Origin of the sequence: Escherichia sp. TW14182 (genome assembly GCF_000208525.1) — a bacterium.
In the GTDB taxonomy this organism is placed as follows: domain Bacteria; phylum Pseudomonadota; class Gammaproteobacteria; order Enterobacterales; family Enterobacteriaceae; genus Escherichia; species Escherichia ruysiae.
This window is the reverse complement of record NZ_AEJZ01000246.1, coordinates 1-19,696: the sequence shown is the minus strand read 5'-3', so window position 1 is coordinate 19,696 and position 19,696 is coordinate 1. Positions and strand designations below refer to the sequence as shown.

The 19,696-nt window shown below is 49.5% G+C and carries 19 protein-coding genes and 1 other RNA gene; 7 read left to right on the top strand and 13 right to left on the bottom strand.

The genetic code is table 11. The annotated features are described in order from the left end of the window. Positions 1-88: 88 nt before the first annotated feature. From agaD to kbaZ, 10 genes are all read right to left on the bottom strand, one after another. The gene (agaD, locus tag EQY_RS0118355; protein ID WP_000534348.1) at positions 89-880 is read right to left on the bottom strand and encodes a PTS galactosamine transporter subunit IID; all 792 of its coding nucleotides are present in this window, start codon (positions 878-880) and stop codon (positions 89-91) included. Further along, complete coding sequence (gene agaC, locus EQY_RS0118350) at positions 870-1,673, bottom strand: PTS galactosamine transporter subunit IIC (protein ID WP_000544483.1); 804 nt, start codon at positions 1,671-1,673, stop codon at positions 870-872. Before agaC ends, agaD begins: the two co-directional genes overlap by 11 nt. 38 nt (positions 1,674-1,711) lie before the next feature. Beyond that, positions 1,712-2,188, bottom strand: coding sequence for a PTS galactosamine transporter subunit IIB (gene agaB, locus EQY_RS0118345; RefSeq protein ID WP_000098035.1), 477 nt, complete (start codon positions 2,186-2,188; stop codon positions 1,712-1,714). A gap of 166 nt (positions 2,189-2,354) precedes the next feature. Beyond that, positions 2,355-3,215, bottom strand: a complete 861-nt coding sequence (kbaY, locus tag EQY_RS0118340; RefSeq protein WP_000022777.1) for a tagatose-bisphosphate aldolase subunit KbaY — start codon at positions 3,213-3,215, stop codon at positions 2,355-2,357. Positions 3,216-3,227: 12 nt separating this feature from the next. Beyond that, complete coding sequence (locus tag EQY_RS0118335; protein WP_001114846.1) at positions 3,228-4,376, bottom strand: AgaS family sugar isomerase; 1,149 nt, start codon at positions 4,374-4,376, stop codon at positions 3,228-3,230. 422 nt (positions 4,377-4,798) lie between these two features. Further along, positions 4,799-5,233, bottom strand: a complete 435-nt coding sequence (gene agaF, locus EQY_RS0118330) for a PTS galactosamine/N-acetylgalactosamine transporter subunit IIA (RefSeq protein ID WP_000948815.1) — start codon at positions 5,231-5,233, stop codon at positions 4,799-4,801. A 17-nt stretch (positions 5,234-5,250) separates the two neighbouring features. Beyond that, positions 5,251-6,129 carry a PTS N-acetylgalactosamine transporter subunit IID gene (gene agaE / locus EQY_RS0118325; RefSeq protein WP_024212648.1) on the bottom strand — a complete coding sequence of 293 codons (879 nt, stop codon included), beginning with the start codon at positions 6,127-6,129 and terminating at the stop codon, positions 5,251-5,253. Further along, complete coding sequence (gene agaW, locus EQY_RS0118320) at positions 6,119-6,898, bottom strand: PTS N-acetylgalactosamine transporter subunit IIC (RefSeq protein WP_000406229.1); 780 nt, start codon at positions 6,896-6,898, stop codon at positions 6,119-6,121. The genes agaE and agaW overlap by 11 nt, the downstream gene beginning before the upstream one ends. A 10-nt stretch (positions 6,899-6,908) precedes the next feature. Continuing rightward, positions 6,909-7,382 carry a PTS N-acetylgalactosamine transporter subunit IIB gene (agaV, locus tag EQY_RS0118315; protein WP_001132990.1) on the bottom strand — a complete coding sequence of 158 codons (474 nt, stop codon included), beginning with the start codon at positions 7,380-7,382 and terminating at the stop codon, positions 6,909-6,911. Between the two features lie 21 nt (positions 7,383-7,403). Next, positions 7,404-8,684, bottom strand: coding sequence for a tagatose-bisphosphate aldolase subunit KbaZ (kbaZ, locus tag EQY_RS0118310; RefSeq protein ID WP_000876163.1), 1,281 nt, complete (start codon positions 8,682-8,684; stop codon positions 7,404-7,406). A 249-nt stretch (positions 8,685-8,933) separates the two neighbouring features. On the opposite strand from kbaZ, the gene agaR reads away from it, so the two are divergent. Continuing rightward, on the top strand, positions 8,934-9,743 hold the full coding sequence (gene agaR / locus EQY_RS0118305; RefSeq protein WP_000072176.1) for an aga operon transcriptional regulator AgaR: 810 nt from the start codon (positions 8,934-8,936) through the stop codon (positions 9,741-9,743). Between the two features lie 54 nt (positions 9,744-9,797). Here agaR and yhaV read toward each other — a convergent pair whose 3' ends face one another. The 3 genes from yhaV to garD all read right to left on the bottom strand — a co-directional run bounded on the left by yhaV (position 9,798) and on the right by garD (position 12,317). Beyond that, positions 9,798-10,262: a type II toxin-antitoxin system ribonuclease toxin YhaV gene (gene yhaV / locus EQY_RS0118300; RefSeq protein WP_000347259.1), complete on the bottom strand. Its 465-nt coding sequence runs from the start codon at positions 10,260-10,262 to the stop codon at positions 9,798-9,800. Continuing rightward, positions 10,262-10,597, bottom strand: coding sequence for a type II toxin-antitoxin system antitoxin PrlF (prlF, locus tag EQY_RS0118295; protein ID WP_016159726.1), 336 nt, complete (start codon positions 10,595-10,597; stop codon positions 10,262-10,264). The genes yhaV and prlF overlap by 1 nt, the downstream gene beginning before the upstream one ends. Before the next feature lie 148 nt (positions 10,598-10,745). Further along, positions 10,746-12,317, bottom strand: a complete 1,572-nt coding sequence (gene garD / locus EQY_RS0118290) for a galactarate dehydratase (RefSeq protein WP_001273791.1) — start codon at positions 12,315-12,317, stop codon at positions 10,746-10,748. Positions 12,318-12,861: 544 nt separating this feature from the next. Between garD and garL the strand changes: the two genes are divergently transcribed. From garL to EQY_RS0118265, 6 genes are all read left to right on the top strand, one after another. Then, positions 12,862-13,632 carry a 2-dehydro-3-deoxyglucarate aldolase gene (gene garL / locus EQY_RS0118285; RefSeq protein WP_001058058.1) on the top strand — a complete coding sequence of 257 codons (771 nt, stop codon included), beginning with the start codon at positions 12,862-12,864 and terminating at the stop codon, positions 13,630-13,632. A gap of 29 nt (positions 13,633-13,661) precedes the next feature. Beyond that, the gene (gene garR / locus EQY_RS0118280; protein WP_024165151.1) at positions 13,662-14,552 is read left to right on the top strand and encodes a 2-hydroxy-3-oxopropionate reductase; all 891 of its coding nucleotides are present in this window, start codon (positions 13,662-13,664) and stop codon (positions 14,550-14,552) included. 96 nt (positions 14,553-14,648) lie between these two features. Beyond that, entirely contained in the window at positions 14,649-15,794 is a 1,146-nt protein-coding gene (gene garK, locus EQY_RS0118275) for a glycerate 2-kinase (RefSeq protein WP_024212647.1), read from the top strand. Between the two features lie 32 nt (positions 15,795-15,826). After that, positions 15,827-16,203: RNase P RNA component class A (gene rnpB, locus EQY_RS23980), an RNA gene on the top strand. A 277-nt stretch (positions 16,204-16,480) separates the two neighbouring features. Further along, a complete protein-coding gene (locus tag EQY_RS0118270; RefSeq protein WP_000737208.1) occupies positions 16,481-17,887 on the top strand; it encodes a tyrosine-type recombinase/integrase in 1,407 nt (468 codons plus the stop codon). 959 nt (positions 17,888-18,846) lie between these two features. Then, entirely contained in the window at positions 18,847-19,653 is an 807-nt protein-coding gene (locus EQY_RS0118265) for a hypothetical protein (protein WP_001087540.1), read from the top strand. Positions 19,654-19,696 lie beyond the last annotated feature (43 nt).

Here is a 19,696-nt window from a genome sequence, read left to right as displayed (position 1 = left end):
GGATAAGGCGTTCACGCCGCATCCGGCATGGACAAAGCGCACTTTGTCAATAATCTGAGGCTGCGTCAGATGCAGTGCCTCGTTCCATTTACAAAATGCCGAATGCGGAACAAACAATAGAGAGCACAAACGTCACGCCGATTAACAGCACCGGATGCGCTTTTTTCACCCGCAGGAAGTAATACATCAGCAGGGTATAGGCCATCGGTAAAATATTCGGGAAGACTTTATCGAAGAAATCCTGCTGCAGTGCGACGCTGTGGCTACTGTCGATAGCAAACGACGTCACCACGTTAATATGCACATACGAAGCGATCAGTCCGCCGATTACCGTGATCCCGAGGATGGTTGCCGAACGGGCGATCATTTGCGAGTTCTCTCGCACTTTATCGATCGCCTTCACGCCGACCGAATAACCGACGTGGGTCCAGCCGACGCGCAGGAAAAAGATAAGCAGGTAAACGGCGAAGAATAGAATCGGCCCCAACAGGTTTCCCTGGCTGGCGAATGATGAGCAAATACCCGCCATAATCGGCAACAAGGTAAACCAGAAAATCGCATCGCCAATCCCGGCGATTGGGCCAAACAGCGCCACTTTCAGACCTTTAATGGTGTCGCGGTTTTCCCCTTTCTCTTCCATCGAAATTAATAACCCCATCAGGAATCCGACCAGATTCGGGTGGGTATTAATAAATTCGAGGTTATCTTTCATTGCCGCGCTTAAGCCCGGTTTGTCGTCCTTATAAATCTTTTTCAGGATCGGCAACATTGCCCAGGTAAAACCGCCTGCCTGCATCCTTTCGTAGTTAAAGCTCGCTTGCAGCAGCGACGAACGAAAGCCCAGGCGGGTGATATCTTTTTTACTGATTTCAGATCCCATTGCTGTAGTCCTCTTCTTCATTTTTACTGGCAACGGGCTGCGGTTGCGCTTGCTGCCGGGATTTCGCATTGAAAAACTCATACACCGCAAAGCCTGCGCCCAGTACGGCAACCGGCAACAGGTTGCTGACCTGGATGTAGCAAACAAACAGGAAACCGGCGATCAGGTAAGGAATATATTGCGCTTTGAACATCACGCGCAGCAGCAGGCCAAAACCAACGGCAGGCAGAATGCCGCCAGCCACTTCAAAGCCGTGGGTCAACCAGGCGGGCATTGCTTTTACCAGCGCCTGCATCGCACCCTGCGCCAGGTAAGTACAGAGGAAAGCAATCACCGCATACGAAAAGGCAACAATCAGCATCGTTGTCCAGTTAAGTCGGGAAAACGCTGCTGTATCCGCCTCTTTCGCGCATTTATCGGCTTTGGTCATAAATAATGAGAAAGCGGAATAGAAGAACAGAATGACGTATTGCATTAACAAACTAAACGGCAGGCCAAGACCAATTGCCGTTTTGGCATCGACGCCCGTAGACCACGCAATGACGGTGGTCATCAGACCCGCCATAATTGGGTTGGGCGGCTGAACACCCCCGGCAGGGGTTAATCCGGCGAAAGCCAGCTCTGTCAAGCCACCGGTAATTAAGCCAGTCTGAATATCACCGAGAATAGCACCTGTAAGGGTACAAACGATTATCGGGCGGAATAAAAATAAGGCTTCCAGCCAAAAATCAATCCCCAGAACGAAAACTAATGCCGCCAGGGATAATCCCTGAAGTAGGGTTATTTCATGCATTTTTATTACCTCAAACCAGTATTAAGGCGATGTTAGATTTAGTCAGGGATTTGTTCTTTTTGATCGCCCGGGACGTCCTGAATAAAAACATTCACGCCGCGTTGTTTAATAAAGCGTAAGTCCGTGAGATCCTGATCATCGACATAAACTTTACTACTTATTTGCTTTTTCCCTTCCGAGAAATGCATATTGCCGACGTTGACATCTTTCAGCTCAATGCCACCTTCTACTAATTTACGTACCGTTTTCGGCGTACGGCAAATCAGAAAAATCTTCTGATGTGGTGCAGCTTTGCCGATGACATTAATGGTTTTTTCGACAGTAAAGAAACGGATACCAAAGCCGTAGGTTTCCGCAGTAATACCCATCAGTTTCTGTTGGATATCATCGTTAGCGACAACATCATCCACGACCACCAGCAGATTCGCACCGATGGTGGATGTCCAGGTCACGCCAACCTGGCCATGAACCAGACGGTTATCGATACGGGTTAAGAGAATATTTGGACTGCTCATTGTATAATCCTCACCATAAATTTGAATAATATAATCTTTTTAAATATATTATTGTTGCGATATTGTACTGATGTATTTATTAAGGTTTACTCATTTCCTTTGCCATTAAGGCACTACCCGATATTAGTCGAGCAGTACTTATTAATAAATCGTATAAATTTAATGGTTATGCTGAAATTCGATTCGCCGAACCACAGACATTAATTTTATTCCTGACAACGTCTTTCATTGCATCCATGCCGACGCGCATATAATAGCGAGGATCATTACCCTGCGGGTTTTCCGCAAACCAGGCTTTAACCGCGCCGGCGAAGGCAATTTTCAATTCCGTGGCGACATTAACTTTCGTCACACCCAGTTTAATAGTCCAGCGAACAAATTCATCCGGGACATCGCTGGCGCCATGCAGTACCAGAGGGATGTCTACCATTTCACGAATTTCCGCCAGCCGCTGAAAATCAATTTTCGGTATTTTCCTGTACAGGCCATGCGCCGTACCAATCGCCACAGCCAGGCTGTCGACGCCAGTCAGTTCGACAAAACGTCTGGCTTCTTGTGGGTCGGTGAGGAACGCGCTTTCGGCGTCAACACTTATATCATCTTCCACGCCTCCCAGACGGCCCAGTTCCGCTTCCACGCTGCAATCCTGCGAGTGGCAGAAGTCGACGACCGATTTCACCAGTTTTACGTTTTCAGCAAACGGGAAGTGACTGCCATCGATCATCGCGCTGCGCACGCCAGCGTGGACTTTACGGCGAATATCATCGAGCGATTCGTGGTGGTCGAGATGCAGCACAAGCGGCATGTTGTAGGTTGTGGAATAGGCGCTACACAGGGCGTAGATCTCTTCCAGCGCGATATGTTTAAAAGTCCCTGGCGTCCCGGCGAGGATCACCGGCGATCGCATTTCACTGCACACTTCGAGGATCGCCTGGATCGTCTCGGCGTTATGGATGTTAAACGCAGGCACCGCGTAGCCATTGGCCTGGGCGTCTTGTAACAGATATTTGGTGGAGATAATGCTCATAATGCGATCCTCTTATTCCTGCCACGGATGAATAATTACGCCTTGCACCACGCGGTTTACGGTGCCACTGGCTGATGGGGAATCCGGCGTATTGCCCATATGCAGCGACTGCATCAGTGCAAACGTCTGGGCGTACATCAGGAAGCAAAATGCCTGCTCAACGTCGATAAAGTGACGGGATGGCGGCAGGATGATATGCGGGCCGGCGGCAACAATGTCGTTGCTTTCAGCGGCGATGGCGATCACGCGCATTGCCTGGTTGTCGCGGCGGAGTTCTGCCAGCAGATCAAGATCATACTGACGGGTGTAGGGGTGGCTGGAGACAAACACCACGACCAGCGTTTCATCATCGACCAGCGATTTCGGGCCATGACGGAATCCGGTCGGGGAATCATAAAAAGCCGCCAGTTTACCCGCCGTCAGTTCCAGCACTTTCAGCGCCGACTCACGTGCCGCGCCCTGTAAGCCACCGCTGCCGAGATAAACGATCCGTTTCCACGGCGCGTAACCAAACACGCCTTCGCTGAAATCGCCGAGCGAGGTCAGGATCGCCTGGCAACGATCCGCCACGTCACGGAAGGTCTGGCTGTTGATTGTCTCAGGCGCGAAAACCGCGAGGCAGCTGGCCATCATGGTGGTAATACTGCTGGTCATCGCAAAGCCGCGATCGTGCGTTTCTGCGGGCATCAGCAGGGCAAACGCGTTATCGCTGTTGAGCGCGTTTTGATAGAGATCGCCCGCTTCATTGCAGGTGATCGGCAGGTGATAGCACTCCGGTACAAATTGATTTGCCAGTTCCACGGCGGCGACGCTTTCCGGGCTATTGCCGGATCGACCGAAGGAGATCAGCAGCAGCGGATGCGCTGGATTCAGGTAGTCCATCGGATTGGTAACCAGATCGGTGGTCGGTACGGCGCTGAAGTTTTTGCCGGTATGGCTGGCGAGCCACGGCGCGATGATGTCACCGATAAATGCCGAGGTTCCGGCACCGGTCAGGATTACCCGCAGGTTCTCTTTGCGCAGTAACGGTTCAAGAAAGTTATTGAGCGCGGAACGTAGCGCGTCAATGTTGGCGAGCGAACGAAGCCACGCGCGAGGCTGATGGCGGATCTCTTCTTCAGTCCATGTACCGGTGGTGGCAGGGGGGTAATTTTCTGGCATAACTCAATCCTTAGTTTGATGAACTTGACGTCGGGCGTTATAGCTTTCGCTTACCTTTCGTTTCATTTCACTTGGTGATATCTTTCGTTGATTAAAATTTATAGAAAAGAAACTGAAAGTTCAATGAAGAGAAAGGAAATAAAACGAAATTTGTGATCATTGAAAGAAAAGACAAGGGAAGATAAAGGGATTGTTTGATGGGGGGATATTTGCACCGATTGCCGGATGCGGCGTAAACGCCTTATCCGCCTGGCTGTCACCAACCGTAGGTCGGATAAGACGCGTCAGCGTCGCATCCGACACCGGTGCAAAAGTCAAAACAAAAGAAAAAAGGCCTTGTGAGGGAAGTGAAAGCCAGATAAAGAAACGAAAGTGTAAAACGCCACTCACAGTCTTTTACCAATAGCGGCGGGGCGCTTACCTCATATTCCTTCCTCGACCGGACATTCTTTATGGCAGCGGCCTAACTCGTCCACCAGACTGGTCAGCCCACGGTGTCCGCACTCCAGCGCCTGCACACGGAATTCTTCTCCGCTTAACCCTTCGCGCTCCAGCACCATTTCCAGTAATAGTTGCAAATTGGTGCCGGTGATCACTTCACAGCCCGGTTTTTGCATCGCCAGCGTTGAAGCTACGCGAAACGGTGTGCCGCCCAGCAAATCCGTCAGAAAAATAATGCCGTCTTCACAATCCAGTTGGGCGATGGCTTCTTCAAGCTGCGATGTAAGCAGCGCGGTGCTTGAGCTTTCCGGAAAATCAATGGCGATAAACTGTGATTGCTCACCGAGGATTTGCTTCATTGCTTTTTCCATGCCGCTGGCAAATCCGCCATGCCCTGTCAAAATAATACTTAACATCTAATACCTCATTGTATTTAAAGGAAATGACAGAATTTACCGACGATGCCGAGAACTACAGTGATTGCAATCAGGCGCAGCGGACTCCAGCCGCGACGTACCAGCCAGAACATGGTCAGGGTATAGACCAGCGGTAAGAAGGCAGGCATCAGTTTGTCGATAACGTCAGTCTGTAGCTTAACCACTGCGTCGCCTGCCGTGATTTCCAGCGTGGTGCTTAATCGGACATAGGTTGCTACCAGCGCGCCGATCACCGTCATCCCGACGATAGACGCCGCATGACCGACTTTTTTGGTATTCGCTTTAATTAGCGGGATCGCCGCCACGCCCATTCGATAAGCGTAATGCGCAAGACCAAAACGCAGACCGAGATGCACCACGTTGAATAACACGATAAATACCACGGCGCCGAGAATAGAGCCTTGCAACGCCAGACTGGCACCAATCCCGCCGCAAATTGGCAGCAACGTCAGCCAGAACATCGCATCGCCAATCCCGCCGAGCGGCGCACCGACAGCAATTTTGGTGCTCTGAATACTGTTAACGTCCTGCTTAGAACGCTCCATCGCAAGGATAATGCCGATCACAAACGTCACCAGAAACGGGTGAGTATTGAAAAAGCCCATATGGCCTTTCATGGCGCGCGCCAGGTCGCGTTTATTGGTATGGATCTTTTTCAGTGCAGGCAGCAGACCGTACAACCAGCCGGAAGCCTGCATACGTTCGTAGTTGAAAGAAGCCTGTAACAGCATGGAACGCCATGCGACGCGATTGATATCTTTTTTCGTTAACTCCGCGCCAATGCTTTGATCTTCATATACGTTTTCATTGACGCCAGTCAGCAGTGCTTCTTCGTTTTCACTGACGTTCGGCAGGGTCGTTTGATTAGATGCCATCTTCAAATTCCTCTTTCTGTGCCGCAGGTTGAATCGGTTCAGGAGATTTACGCAGCAGGTCGATCAGCGCCATCGCCAGCGCGGCAGCAGCAATAGCCAGCACCGGTAACTTGAGCCAGGCGGCGGCAACAAAGCCCAGGATGAAGTAGGGGATGTAGACGTTTTTCATCATGATTTTCAGCAGCACGGCAAAACCGATTGCTGGCATGATGCCGCCTGCGACACCGAGGCCGTCGATTAAGCGTTGCGGCAGGACATCAATGATGGTTTTGGCATGTTCCGCACCGAAGTAAATCGGCAGGAAAGCGCAGAGAAAATAGAAGATGCCGAGCGCCAGCAGCGCCAGATAGTTCACGCGCTCAATGCCGCGTGTATCGGCATTTTCCGCCATCCGGTCGCAACGGGACATCACGCCAGACATCACCGAGAACAGGAAGGTAATCCCCATCTGTACCGCGACGGCGAAAGGTACGGCGATACCGACCGCGACATCGGGTTTCACGCCGGTGGTAATAGCAAATGCCGTACCGACTATAGTACCGATAATTACGTTAGGCGGCTGTGCGCCCGCCAGCGGAGCCAGCCCCATCCATACCAGTTCCAGCGTACCGCCGGTTAAAATACCGGTATGTAGATCGCCAAGTACCAGCCCAACCAACGGTCCAAGAACCACCGGGCGATGTATATGGGTTAAGCCGTTAAACATATCCAGGCCAGCGATAAAGGCGAGAATGCCCAACACGAACGCCTGCAACAGACTGATTTCCATAATGAATCCCTCAAAGTAATTTAAAGAGCTCCACAGCAGGTTCTGTCGGGACGCCCTGAACGAAGCATTCCACTCTGGCGGTTTTCAGATCGTTAAACGCCGCGATATCACCCGCATCTACAGAAACCGTTTTGGTGATTTGCTGCTTGCCATTGGTGTAATGCATATTGCCAACGTTAATGCGACTCACCGGGACACCACCTTTTACCAGCGTCAGGAAATCGGCTGGTGTTTTGCAAACCAGCAGGATTTTCTGCCGGTCAGCGGCGCGATGGATGTTGTCGATCACTTTTTGCAATGACCAGAAACGCACGGCGATCCCTTCTGCCAGTACCATTTCCATCAGGTTTTGTTGTACCGGATCTTCGGCTACCTCGTCGTTGGCGACCAGAACCAGATTTGCCCCCGCAAATCCGACCCACTGAACGCCGACCTGACCGTGAATCAAGCGTTCATCAATCCGGCTTAAAACAATATTTGGCATAGCGTGTTCCTCTTGTTTTGGTTATTGGCCTCCACAGGCTGTGTGGTACTGCGCCAGGATGTCCTGAATATGGTTGATAATGAGCGCCCTCGGCGTTGGTTGTAGCTCGTCGGAGCGAACTTTGACGTATTGCAGCGGCAGATACTGGCTGATGAGCGGCAGCGGAATTGGGGCATCCGCCAGGTTACGAATCAGATGGGCGAAAGCGTTATCAATCTGGCTGTCCGGCCAGTAGTAGCGCACGCGATCTGAGTAGCTGTAACCGCGTGCCAGACGACGTGCGTTGCCGTCACCGTGGTAGTGGCTTTGCCAGTATTCCGGGCGATCGAGCATCACGTTTTCCAGTATCTGACGCAGACCGGAACAGGCTTTCGCTGGCACCAGCTCTTCTTCAATCGCCGCCAGAGAAAACAGGGCTTCACGCAGGGCGAAGGTCAGCGCCGGGCCAACTTTCAGAATGGCAAAGTGGTCGATTACCAACTGGCGCAGCGATTGCGGCGTTTGATAATCGGTAGAGTGAGCTTCGAAAATCAGCGTTTCATAGTGTTCAACCATCTGGCTTAAGGCGGTCGCTTTGGCTGGCTGATAATCAATAACGTTGGTGTGATCGAATTCGACGCCGGGTTGTACTACCAGGGCAATGATGCGTGGCCAGATGGCATTCAGACCCTGCTTTTCAAAAGCGTGACGATGAGCTTCCAGCGTGGCGCGGGCGGCATCCGGCGTGGTGACCGCCAGTTCGCTTAAGGTTTCATGAGCGCCGCCAGGCACCGGCACTTCAGTACCAATGACATACACCAGATCGGCTTCGCCAAAGTGTTCGCGGCAGGTTTCTTCCGCCACTTTCGCCAGACGGGCAGCGCGTTCAGCCACGATATCATCGGTTAAGGGAACCGGATCGCCCTGACAGGACATACTGCAATCAAGATGGATTTTTTTGAACCCCGCCGCGACGTAGCTTTTAATCAAATCATCGGCATTGGCCATCGCCTGAGCGGCAGGCAGATTCTGCCAGCGGTTTGGCCCCAGATGGTCACCGCCGAGAATCAACGCGTCTTGCGGGAAATTCAGCGAGTCGGCAAGCTGGCAAACAAAGCCGCGAAAATCGGCGGGCGTCATTCCGGTATATCCGCCGAACTGATCCACCTGATTGGAGGTTGCTTCAATCAGTAACGGCGTTTGGTTTGCGAAGGCGTAGTGGATGGCGGCTTCCAGTACCAGCGGATGCGCGGAGCAAACGGCATAAATCCCATTTGTTTTGCCCTCTTTGTGCTGTCTCACCATTTCTATCAGATATTTCACTTTCCTCTCCAGGCCAGATAACTGCCATTGCTGATCTTTCGTTTTGTTTCAGTTGATACTGCGTCATGGTGAGGTAAAAATAAAACGAAAGGTAATTGTTTTCTGATCTGATTCACAAAAGAAACATAATGAAAGCTTCTGAAACAGGAGTCGCTTGCGTCAACGGGCAAGGTGGGCTTGCATTTGCTTAATAGAACGGTATTAATAATAAAAACGAAATGAAACGAAAGCTTTACGAAAGGATTTTCTATGAGTAATACCGACGCATCAGGTGAGAAACGAGTGACTGGCACCAGCGAACGACGAGAGCAGATCATTCAGCGCCTGCGTCAGCAAGGGAGTGTGCAGGTTAACGATCTGTCAGCATTATTTGGCGTTTCTACCGTGACGATCCGCAATGATCTGGCGTTTCTGGAAAAACAGGGGATCGCCGTGCGTGCGTATGGTGGCGCGTTGATCTGCGATGGCACGACGCTGTCAGTCGAGCCTTCGGTAGAAGATAAAAGCGCGCTGAACACGGCGATGAAACGCAGCGTTGCGAAAGCTGCCGTTGAGTTAATTAAGCCTGGTCATCGGGTGATCCTCGATTCCGGAACCACCACCTTTGAGATTGCCCGTCTGATGCGCAAGCACACCGACGTAATTGCGATGACCAACGGTATGAACGTGGCCAATGCGTTGCTGGAAGCTGAAGGGGTGGAACTGCTGATGACCGGCGGGCATTTGCGCCGTCAGTCGCAATCTTTTTACGGCGATCAGGCTGAACAATCGCTGCAAAATTACCACTTCGATATGCTGTTTCTCGGCGTAGACGCTATCGATCTGGAGCGCGGCATCAGCACGCACAATGAAGATGAAGCTCGTTTAAACCGCCGGATGTGCGAAGTTGCGGAACGGATCATCGTGGTCACCGATTCCAGTAAGTTCAACCGCTCCAGTTTACATAAGATCATCGATACTCAGCGGATCGATATGATCATTGTCGATGAAGGCATTCCTGCGGATAGTCTGGAAGGACTGCGAAAGGCTGGGGTTGAGGTGATTCTGGTCGGGGAGTGAGAAATGGCGCCCGCTGGTCAAAACGGATGCGTTCGGCGGGCATTGTGAACACCATCAATGGGTTTCTTCAGTCTCTCTGGTGATGGTTTCCCAGTCGGCAGGAGGATGTCCTCTTTTTAACATTTTGCTGAATACGGTATAGGCATCTGTTTTTTTACCGTAGGTGCGCAGCGTGTTTTCATCGTTCATCCATCCCAGAATGATGACTTTCTCTTTTTCGCTGTAACGAAAGAAGAGACGATAACGACCAGCGCCAAATTTTACCCGTGACCAGTCTTTATTTTTCCCTGAGCCTAACGACTTGCCATGACGGAATGCCGGTGATGATGGATTGACCGTGATATGCTCCTCAATAACTTTATGTACTACTGCCAATAACTTTGTGGCGGCTTTTTTCTGATAATTTTCAGGATCTTTCCCCTTTAATGTCTCAACTTCGGCAACTAAAGCGTCGTAGGTTTCCTGAAAGCAGGGATGAGCATATAGCGCCCAACCATTAACCCTTTGTGGAAAATCCATTATTCGTCGTCGCCAATCTCATCATCAATGTTGACGTCCATGCCAGCGACAAGTCTCTTTCCTTGTTGAATTTCGAATGGACGAGTTTTTTGCGGGTTGTTCTGGATATCTGCATCCAGAAAACGCAAAAATGCATTCATAGTATGATCCTCCTGTTCATCTCCCACACGGCACATAAATACTTGCCCACCAGGCAGGATTTCGTAATGAATGCTGTCCAGGCCTGGCTTCAGTTTTAAGGCCTCACGCACTGGCGCGGGGATAGTTGTTTGTCCGCGTATCGTGACCTTTGATTCAGTGGTCAGTACAGCGTTAGAGCGAGCATTAGCGGGCATTGTTCACTGTCCTTTTACAGCCTTTTTTCTGCTCAAATTATAATCTTCAACTAAGGTAATGCAAATGCATTATTAATGGATGACGGGACTTGAAACAATAAAAACATGGCACTAAGGCCATGTTTTGCGAGGCGCGTTCCAAAAGAAATCAGGTCACCGGCGCCGGGTTAAACACCGCCAGTTGGTTATGCAGTCCCCATTGATCCGAGAAGGTTTTCTTCTTCCCGCTGGCGACATCGAGAATAAAGTGGAACAGCTTCCAGCCCACCTCTTCAATGGTCTCTTCGCCGGTGGCGATAGTGCCCGCATTAATATCCATCAAATCAAACCAGCGGTTCGCCAGTTCGGTGCGGGTCGCCATTTTAATGACCGGCACCGCCATCAGACCGTACGGTGTGCCGCGACCGGTCGTAAATACTTGCACGGTAATCCCTGAAGCCACCTGTTGGGTGCCACAGACGAAATCGCTGGCTGGCGTCGCGGCGTAAATTAATCCGCGTTTGGTCGGACGCTGACCGGGTGACAGCACTTCTACAATCGCGCTTTTACCCGATTTAGCAATGGAGCCGAGCGCCTTTTCCACCACGTTTGCCAGACCGCCTTTTTTGTTACCCGGCGAAGGGTTGGCGCTGCGGTCGGTTTTCCCCATATTGAGATAGTTGTCGTACCACTCCATCTCTTCCAGCAGGCGCTTGCCAACCTCTTCGTTAACAGCGCGCGGCGTCAGCAGATGAATGGCGTCACGCACTTCCGTGACTTCTGAGAACATCACCGTTGCGCCGCAGCGCACCAGTAAATCAGATGCATAACCCACTGCCGGGTTTGCCGTTACACCAGAAAACGCATCGCTGCCGCCGCACTGCATACCGACAACCAGTTCTGAAGCTGGACAGGTTTCTCGCTGCCGTTGATTTAATTTGTGCAGATGGCGCTCGGCAACTTGCAAAATATCCTCGACCATTGACTGAAAACCGACATGTTTTTCATCCTGCAAGCTGACAATACTGGCACTTTCCACTGGAATAGCCGGTACATCATCCGTGCCGATCAGCAGGCGCTCAGGTTGCAATTTCTCGCAACCCAGACCAATCACCATCACCTCACCGCCAAAGTTTGGGTTAAGCGAAATGTTGTGAATAGTACGAATAGGCACCACCGCCGCCGGAGCGTTAATCGCCACGCCACAACCGTACAGATGATTCAGCCCCACCACGCCATCGACGTTCGGGTATTTCGGCAGCAGGTCACGCTCAATGATTTTCACCACGTAATCCACCATGCCCGCCACACAGTGGACGCTGGTGGTGATGCCGAGCAGGTTTTTGGTTCCCACGCTGCCATCGGCATTGCGATAGCCTTCAAAGGTATAACCTTCAAGCGCCGGTAAGGGTTCCGGCACTTTAGTTGCCAGTGGCAGCGTGTGTAATGGCGGCGCTTCCGGCAGTACTACCATTGATTCGTCGATCCAACTTCCGCGTGGGATCGCGCGCACGGCGTAACCAATCACTTCGCCATAACGAATAATTTCACCACTAGCCGGAATGTCCAGCAATGCGACTTTATGCCCCTGGGGAATATGTTCAATTAATTCCAGCCCATCCGGAAAACGCGTTCCTGCTTTCAGGCCATTATCATTAACAATAATTGCCACATTATCTGTGTTGTGAACTTTTATATAAAACGCAGTCGGCGTTTCTTGTCTGATTTCGATGTTGGCCATTATCCCGTTTTCTCCGGTCGCTGGTAATAATAAATTTATGTTGATTGATTCTGATGACAGAAATAATTTTATCTGCGAGATGGAATAAGAGTGTCAGGAGATGAAAAGTCAGTATGTGATCAACATCACTAATTATCGTGATAGCAGGGCAACCGGGGCAGGCAAAGCGTAAATATGTGCATTGGCACGCAGCGTGATAGGCATATGCTCAAAATAATATTTATATCAGACAAACATAATGAGCATTTGCACAATGCCTATTGTTTCTGTGCTGATTATACTCATTGTCGAAAACGGATTTATTATTGTGCAGTGGCCAATATTCGTTAATAGAATATTTAATAAATAGCACTGACCTTTTTGCTATCGACTGAATATAAACATGATTAGTGGGATTGATGAATAAGGAACGCATGTGCCTTTTTAATCTTACTGCCTATTTTTATTGTCATCGAAGAGATTGCCCTCTTTCAATACTGCACCAGGAAGCCTGATTGGCGACATTAAACGTATGGAATTGCAGAAATAAGCAAAGGTATAAGCGATGAATAACGATATTTTCCCAAATAAGTTCAAAGCCGCGTTGGCAGCGAAACAGGTACAGATTGGCTGCTGGTCAGCACTTTCTAACCCAATTAGCACGGAAGTTCTTGGTTTAGCTGGCTTTGACTGGCTGGTGCTGGATGGCGAACATGCGCCAAACGATATCTCCACGTTCATTCCTCAGTTGATGGCTCTGAAGGGGAGCGTCAGCGCGCCAGTGGTGCGTGTACCGACCAACGAACCGGTGATCATCAAGCGTCTGCTGGATATCGGTTTTTATAACTTCCTGATCCCCTTTGTGGAAACGAAAGAAGAAGCGGTGCAGGCGGTGGCATCTACCCGTTATCCACCAGAAGGTATTCGCGGCGTCTCCGTTTCTCACCGCGCCAATATGTTTGGCACCGTGGCGGATTACTTCGCTCAGTCGAATAAGAACATCACCATTCTGGTGCAAATTGAAAGCCAGCAAGGCGTTGATAACGTTGATGCTATCACCGCAACCGAAGGCGTGGACGGTATCTTCGTTGGCCCCAGCGATCTGGCAGCGGCATTAGGTCATCTCGGCAATGCGTCGCATCCGGATGTGCAAAAAGCGATTCAACATATTTTTAATCGCGCCAGAGCCAACGGCAAACCCTGCGGCATCCTCGCCCCTGTCGAAGCCGATGCGCGTCGTTATCTGGAATGGGGCGCTACGTTTGTGGCCGTCGGCAGCGATCTCGGCGTATTCCGTTCCGCCACGCAGAAACTGGCAGATACCTTTAAAAAATAACCACCACCGCAACAAGAGAGATGATTGATATGACTATGAAAGTTGGTTTTATTGGCCTGGGTATTATGGGTAAACCAATGAGTAAAAACCTCCTGAAAGCAGGTTACTCGCTGGTGGTTGCTGACCGTAACCCTGAAGCCATTGCTGAAGTGATTGCCGCAGGCGCAGAAACAGCGTCTACGGCTAAAACTATCGCTGAACAGTGCGACGTCATCATAACCATGCTGCCAAACTCCCCTCATGTAAAAGAGGTGGCGCTGGGTGAAAATGGCATCATTGAAGGCGCGAAGCCAGGTACGGTATTGATCGATATGAGTTCAATCGCTCCGCTGGCAAGCCGTGAAATCAGCGAAGCACTGAAAGCGAAAGGTATTGATATGCTGGACGCCCCGGTGAGCGGCGGTGAACCGAAAGCCATCGACGGTACGCTGTCAGTGATGGTGGGCGGCGACAAGGCTATTTTCGACAAATACTATGATTTGATGAAAGCGATGGCGGGTTCCGTGGTGCATACCGGGGAAATCGGTGCAGGTAACGTCACCAAACTGGCAAACCAGGTCATTGTGGCGCTGAATATTGCCGCGATGTCAGAAGCGTTAACGCTGGCAACCAAGGCGGGCGTTAACCCGGATCTGGTTTATCAGGCAATTCGCGGTGGACTGGCGGGCAGTACCGTTCTTGACGCCAAAGCGCCTATGGTCATGGACAGAAACTTCAAGCCAGGCTTCCGTATTGATCTGCATATTAAGGATCTGGCAAATGCGCTGGATACCTCCCACGGCGTTGGTGCGCAATTGCCGCTAACTGCTGCGGTTATGGAGATGATGCAGGCACTACGTGCCGATGGTTTGGGAACGGCGGATCATAGCGCCCTGGCGTGCTACTACGAAAAACTGGCGAAAGTCGAAGTTACTCGTTAATGACGTCGCGCCCGGATGGCGTATTGCAATCCGGGCCTGGAATCCAGGCCGAATAAGAGAAACGCCCTCCGGCGTCATGTGGTAACAGGCACAGGTATGAAAATCGTAATCGCCCCAGACTCTTATAAAGAAAGTTTATCTGCCAGCGAGGTTGCGCAGGCGATAGAAAAAGGATTTCGGGAAATTTTTCCTGATGCACAGTACGTTTCTGTTCCGGTTGCTGATGGCGGCGAAGGAACGGTGGAAGCGATGATTGCAGCTACCCAGGGTTCCGAACGTCACGCCTGGGTTACAGGGCCACTGGGCGAGAAGGTGAATGCCAGTTGGGGGATCTCTGGCGATGGTAAAACCGCGTTTATTGAAATGGCGGCGGCCAGTGGGCTGGCGTTAGTACCGTCGGAAAAGCGTGATCCGTTGGTGACGACTTCTCGCGGCACGGGAGAGTTAATTTTGCAGGCGCTGGAGAGTGGCGCGACCAGTATTATTATTGGCATCGGCGGCAGTGCCACCAACGACGGCGGTGCGGGGATGATGCAGGCGCTGGGGGCGAAGTTAAGCGATGTCAACGGTAATGAAATCGGTTTTGGCGGCGGCAGTCTTAATACCCTGAATGATATTGATATCTCCGGCCTCGATCCGCGTTTAAAAGATTGCGCTATTCGCGTCGCCTGCGATGTCACTAATCCACTGGTGGGCGATAACGGTGCTTCGCGTATTTTTGGCCCGCAAAAAGGGGCTAATGAAGCCACGATTATCGAGCTGGACAAGAATCTCTCTCACTATGCTGATGTCATCAAAAAATCGCTGCATGTTGATGTGAAATACGTCCCCGGTGCAGGGGCTGCAGGCGGTATGGGGGCGGCGCTAATGGCGTTTCTTGGCGCAGAGCTAAAGAGCGGCATTGAGATTGTGACGACGGCGCTCAATCTGGAAGAACATATTTATGATTGCTCGTTGGTGATCACCGGAGAAGGCCGCATTGATAGCCAGAGCATTCACGGTAAAGTGCCGATTGGCGTAGCGAACGTCGCGAAGAAATACAATAAACCGGTAATTGGTATTGCGGGTAGTCTGACGAAGGATGTCGGCGTTGTGCATCAGCATGGCATCGATGCTGTATTCAGCGTGTTGAACAGTATTGTTACGCTGAATGAAGCTTTCAGTGGGGCTTATGACAATATTTACCGTGCTTCACGCAATATCGCCGCGACGCTGGCGATTGGAATGCGTAACGCGGGGTGACAAGGGCGCGCAAACCCTCTATACTTCGCGCCGAAGCTGACCAGACAGTCGCCGCTTCGTCGTCGTCCTCTTCGGGGGAGACGGGCGGAGGGGAGGAAAGTCCGGGCTCCATAGGGCAGGGTGCCAGGTAACGCCTGGGGGGGAAACCCACGACCAGTGCAACAGAGAGCAAACCGCCGATGGCTCACGCAAGTGGGATCAGGTAAGGGTGAAAGGGTGCGGTAAGAGCGCACCGCGCGGCTGGTAACAGTCCGTGGCACGGTAAACTCCACCCGGAGCAAGGCCAAATAGGGGTTCATAAGGTACGGCCCGTACTGAACCCGGGTAGGCTGCTTGAGCCAGTGAGCGATTGCTGGCCTAGATGAATGACTGTCCACGACAGAACCCGGCTTATCGGTCAGTTTCACCTTCTTCTAAAACAATACGTTGGTGTGTCCCAGGCGCCCAGAAGTAAAATGGGATACATAATGGGATACACCAACGGTTGCAGCATCCCTTATACACTCCGCCGTAATGGCATTTACTATGTCTACTTTCGCTTTACTGAATGTCGTTTTTTCCGCTGTTCTTTGGGTACTGATAGCCCTCGTCGCTGTAGGTTTATAATTTCTCGCCTTACCCCGTACATATCACTATTCAGACTCGGTAGAATAGGGCGTGCACAATTTCTCACTATCATTAAGACGATGAAAAAACTAACCACGCAGGACATCGATTTATTCGTAGCGGATATGAACGCAGAGGTTTTGCAGTATGTGGAGACTATTCCTGGCGAAGCACGTGTTGAGCGGTTGAATAATAAAGAGCCTACGCCGATAGAGTTTAGAGAGGGGTTTAACTTACTTTTTCAGCAACATTATCAGAATGCACTTTACTGCGGTAAGGAATCACTAGTGGAAAATTACTTCATGCGTGCATTGTCATCTGCATTTGATATTCAGGGGATGGAAGAAGAGATTGCATCAGCCGCTGCAAATTATACGGTGCTTCTGCTTCAGTCTCTAGATGCACACTCTGCATTTTGGCGGAAGGATATTTCCCGATACAGCCAGATTGTAGCGAGTATAAAGCAAAATGTTACAGCCTCCAGTGCTGTACAGAGTGCCGTTTCTGAAGGTAGCAATCAGTGTATACTTACCTTAGCTGATGCTTGGGAAAGGTTTGTAAAATACAAGTCAGACTGGACTCTGAAGGTCCGTCAGGAAAATGAAAAGTATTACGAAGTCATTGAAACTGTTTTGGGTGCTGATACTATTGTAAATACTATTACCCGTCGTGATATTAAAAACTTACTCGAGATGGTTGCGGGGCTTCCCCAACGGAACAAAAAACCATACAACAGGATGACGATTCAGGAGTGTCTTGACGCGGATGATATACCTGAAGAAGATCTGGTGTCTTCAAGAACAGTTAACGGCTATTTAAAGCTGTGTCAGGGATTATTTGCTTATTTGGTCAAAGAAGAAGATATTCTTGAATCATCTCCCACTAATGGTGTTAAATTTGAGGCGAAAAGCCACAGCTATGGTATTTATCACCTTACTGAGATGCGAAAGCTGGTGAGTCATTTTGCAATGCTTGAAGATTGGAAAAAGTGGGTATTTTTATTGTTGGCATATACAGGTGCTCGTCGCTCTGAAATCACCGCTTTAAAAGTTTCAGATATCCGTCTGGATGCTGATAGCCAGCGACACTACATTATGATCCAAGACAGTAAAACTGATGCTGGAATACGACAGGTTCCTCTTTCGCTTCGCTTGATAAACATGAATTTCTTAGATTATCTCAAAGATAAGGATCCAGATGCAAAGCTTTTTCCTCAAGTTACTAATAAAACACAACTGACACGTATTTTTCACAGCATACGTGAAGAGTTGGGTATTCCTTACTTAGATGATTTTAAGCGTCGTCGAATCATCCACAGTTTGCGCCATACATTCATCACTGAAGCAGCGAAAACAAATACTTTACCACTTGTACAACGGACTGTCGGACACGAAATATCTCGCACTGGTCAAACACAAGTATATATACATGAGTTTAACGTTGCAGCTTTGCTTCCGGTCATAGACGGTATCGATTGGCTTAAATGAGAAATGTTACATGTATGCCATTTTGTGCTTTATCTTAACACCACCAGCGTTTTCATCGCCTTTCTCAGAAAAACGTAAGACGCTGATCAGCACCCTGAAGACCACAAGTTTGTCCTTGCCAATTTCCGGGAGCAGTTTTCTTCATCACCTGACGTAAACTCAGATCCCAGTTACAGCCTTCAGGCCTGTCGCAGTTAATGGATATTCCTTTATCAACGATCTATAGAAACTTGTCTGCATTTGCTGATTTTGGTTGATTTCATCGTTGACTGTTTAGGTGTCTGTAGGTTGTATCTTTTGGCTGCTGGATGCGCTAGCTATTGTCCAATCTGCAACCAGCCTTTCAACACCGCTAACTGATACACCAAACCATGTTAACGCCCATCCAAAAATCAAAAACTTGTAGATGCAACCCGAAAAGCACCGATGGATAAAAAAATGCTTGCATATTGATATGATTAATGATAATGTGACGCTGGGAGTTTGTTTTTTGTTTGATTTTCTTGGTTTTGAGCTTATTCTGAAGGGCTGTGATGTTTTTTGCAATATAATCTTAGAACATCAGATTAGCAGCTTTTACGTAAGTGTCAACTTATATAGTTACGTACATGTGAGGGCAATTTTATGTAAATAATCAAAAGAAGGACATTGTTAGGGTTAACAACCCAACTGTCAGTACAACAACTATCTAATTTGCTCTGACAATTCACGTCAGACCCTCAAAAATCGATGTCGATTACGTTTCAATACGCAATCCAGATCATCATGCCACCTATTTTGTAGATTTACAGTCTCAAGACAAGTTAACCAGTGCGTGATTTTAATCGCTGCATTGATTACGACTGATGTTGGCATTTTTGAGCCCGATACTTTTTTTATTCATTAGGCAAAACGGGTCATGTTCAGATTATTCACAGAAATCATTGAACCCGGTTTGCCACAAAAAAGGAGAAATTAAAATGAATTCTAATGAATTTAAACAAAATTATTACTACAAACTTCTGGAGAGCACTGCTGACCACGAAGTGTTTTTTGGCCCTGATGGACACTCTGGGCTGTGTAAAATTTGCCGTTCTGAATTTAAGCCAGAGCTTTCCACAGAGTACTTACTGGAGACAAATGGAGATTTAGCCAAAGCAACTAGCGTTAAATGGTGGGAGTGGTTGGAAGATTTCAAGCCTGATGGGGGATTACCTAAACGTCGTTATTTAATGGATCCTGCTGCAAATGTTTACGACATTGAGCAACGCGTTTACATCAAGCCAGAGCAGTACTCCTCATCAGGGAATAAACATCCGATCAAGTATTGGCACGTCAAATTGCCGCGACCAGGAAAAAAAGATTTACCCATTACCAGGGGGCGATTAATTGCCTACCGTTACTTTGCATGGTGTGGCTACCTGGTTAAGAGGCAGTTCGATTACGCGCGTCAAGTGCTTGCTACACAAATGGTTAAAGACAGGAACCTATGGAATGACTTCAAGAATTGGGTGTCAGGCCGCGCTTTAGAAGCAGATGGGAAGGTTAAACTACAACCAACAGGTTTCTACGACCCTAATTTAAATGCTGTTATAGATCGTAATCCTGATGGTCGGGTACGTAAAAGAAAGATGGGACCATCACACAACCCGTCAGTCTGGATGTCTCCTCTTGAGGTTGATCACATTGATCGTAATGGTCTGAATGACACGCCTCGTAACATCCGGTGGGCAGATCGTGCTATGAACATGGCTAATCGCAACAGCACTGCAGGGAGAGCTCACTAATGATCGATTACGATTACACGAGCAACCGTCCGTCTCCTGTTGT

What these genes read in the sequence shown, in the direction of transcription:
- garR (WP_024165151.1), top strand. Translation starts at nt 13,662, where the DNA reads ATGACTATGAAAGTTGGTTTTATTGGCCTGGGTATTATGGGTAAACCA.
- agaD (WP_000534348.1), bottom strand. Translation starts at nt 880, where the DNA reads ATGGGATCTGAAATCAGTAAAAAAGATATCACCCGCCTGGGCTTTCGT.
- agaV (WP_001132990.1), bottom strand. Translation starts at nt 7,382, where the DNA reads ATGCCAAATATTGTTTTAAGCCGGATTGATGAACGCTTGATTCACGGT.
- prlF (WP_016159726.1), bottom strand. Translation starts at nt 10,597, where the DNA reads ATGCCCGCTAATGCTCGCTCTAACGCTGTACTGACCACTGAATCAAAG.
- kbaY (WP_000022777.1), bottom strand. Translation starts at nt 3,215, where the DNA reads ATGAGCATTATCTCCACCAAATATCTGTTACAAGACGCCCAGGCCAAT.
- agaW (WP_000406229.1), bottom strand. Translation starts at nt 6,898, where the DNA reads ATGGAAATCAGTCTGTTGCAGGCGTTCGTGTTGGGCATTCTCGCCTTT.
- EQY_RS0118265 (WP_001087540.1), top strand. Translation starts at nt 18,847, where the DNA reads ATGAATTCTAATGAATTTAAACAAAATTATTACTACAAACTTCTGGAG.
- garL (WP_001058058.1), top strand. Translation starts at nt 12,862, where the DNA reads ATGAATAACGATATTTTCCCAAATAAGTTCAAAGCCGCGTTGGCAGCG.
- agaC (WP_000544483.1), bottom strand. Translation starts at nt 1,673, where the DNA reads ATGCATGAAATAACCCTACTTCAGGGATTATCCCTGGCGGCATTAGTT.
- EQY_RS0118335 (WP_001114846.1), bottom strand. Translation starts at nt 4,376, where the DNA reads ATGCCAGAAAATTACCCCCCTGCCACCACCGGTACATGGACTGAAGAA.
- agaR (WP_000072176.1), top strand. Translation starts at nt 8,934, where the DNA reads ATGAGTAATACCGACGCATCAGGTGAGAAACGAGTGACTGGCACCAGC.
- garK (WP_024212647.1), top strand. Translation starts at nt 14,649, where the DNA reads ATGAAAATCGTAATCGCCCCAGACTCTTATAAAGAAAGTTTATCTGCC.
- garD (WP_001273791.1), bottom strand. Translation starts at nt 12,317, where the DNA reads ATGGCCAACATCGAAATCAGACAAGAAACGCCGACTGCGTTTTATATA.
- agaE (WP_024212648.1), bottom strand. Translation starts at nt 6,129, where the DNA reads ATGGCATCTAATCAAACGACCCTGCCGAACGTCAGTGAAAACGAAGAA.
- agaF (WP_000948815.1), bottom strand. Translation starts at nt 5,233, where the DNA reads ATGTTAAGTATTATTTTGACAGGGCATGGCGGATTTGCCAGCGGCATG.
- EQY_RS0118270 (WP_000737208.1), top strand. Translation starts at nt 16,481, where the DNA reads ATGAAAAAACTAACCACGCAGGACATCGATTTATTCGTAGCGGATATG.
- agaB (WP_000098035.1), bottom strand. Translation starts at nt 2,188, where the DNA reads ATGAGCAGTCCAAATATTCTCTTAACCCGTATCGATAACCGTCTGGTT.
- yhaV (WP_000347259.1), bottom strand. Translation starts at nt 10,262, where the DNA reads ATGGATTTTCCACAAAGGGTTAATGGTTGGGCGCTATATGCTCATCCC.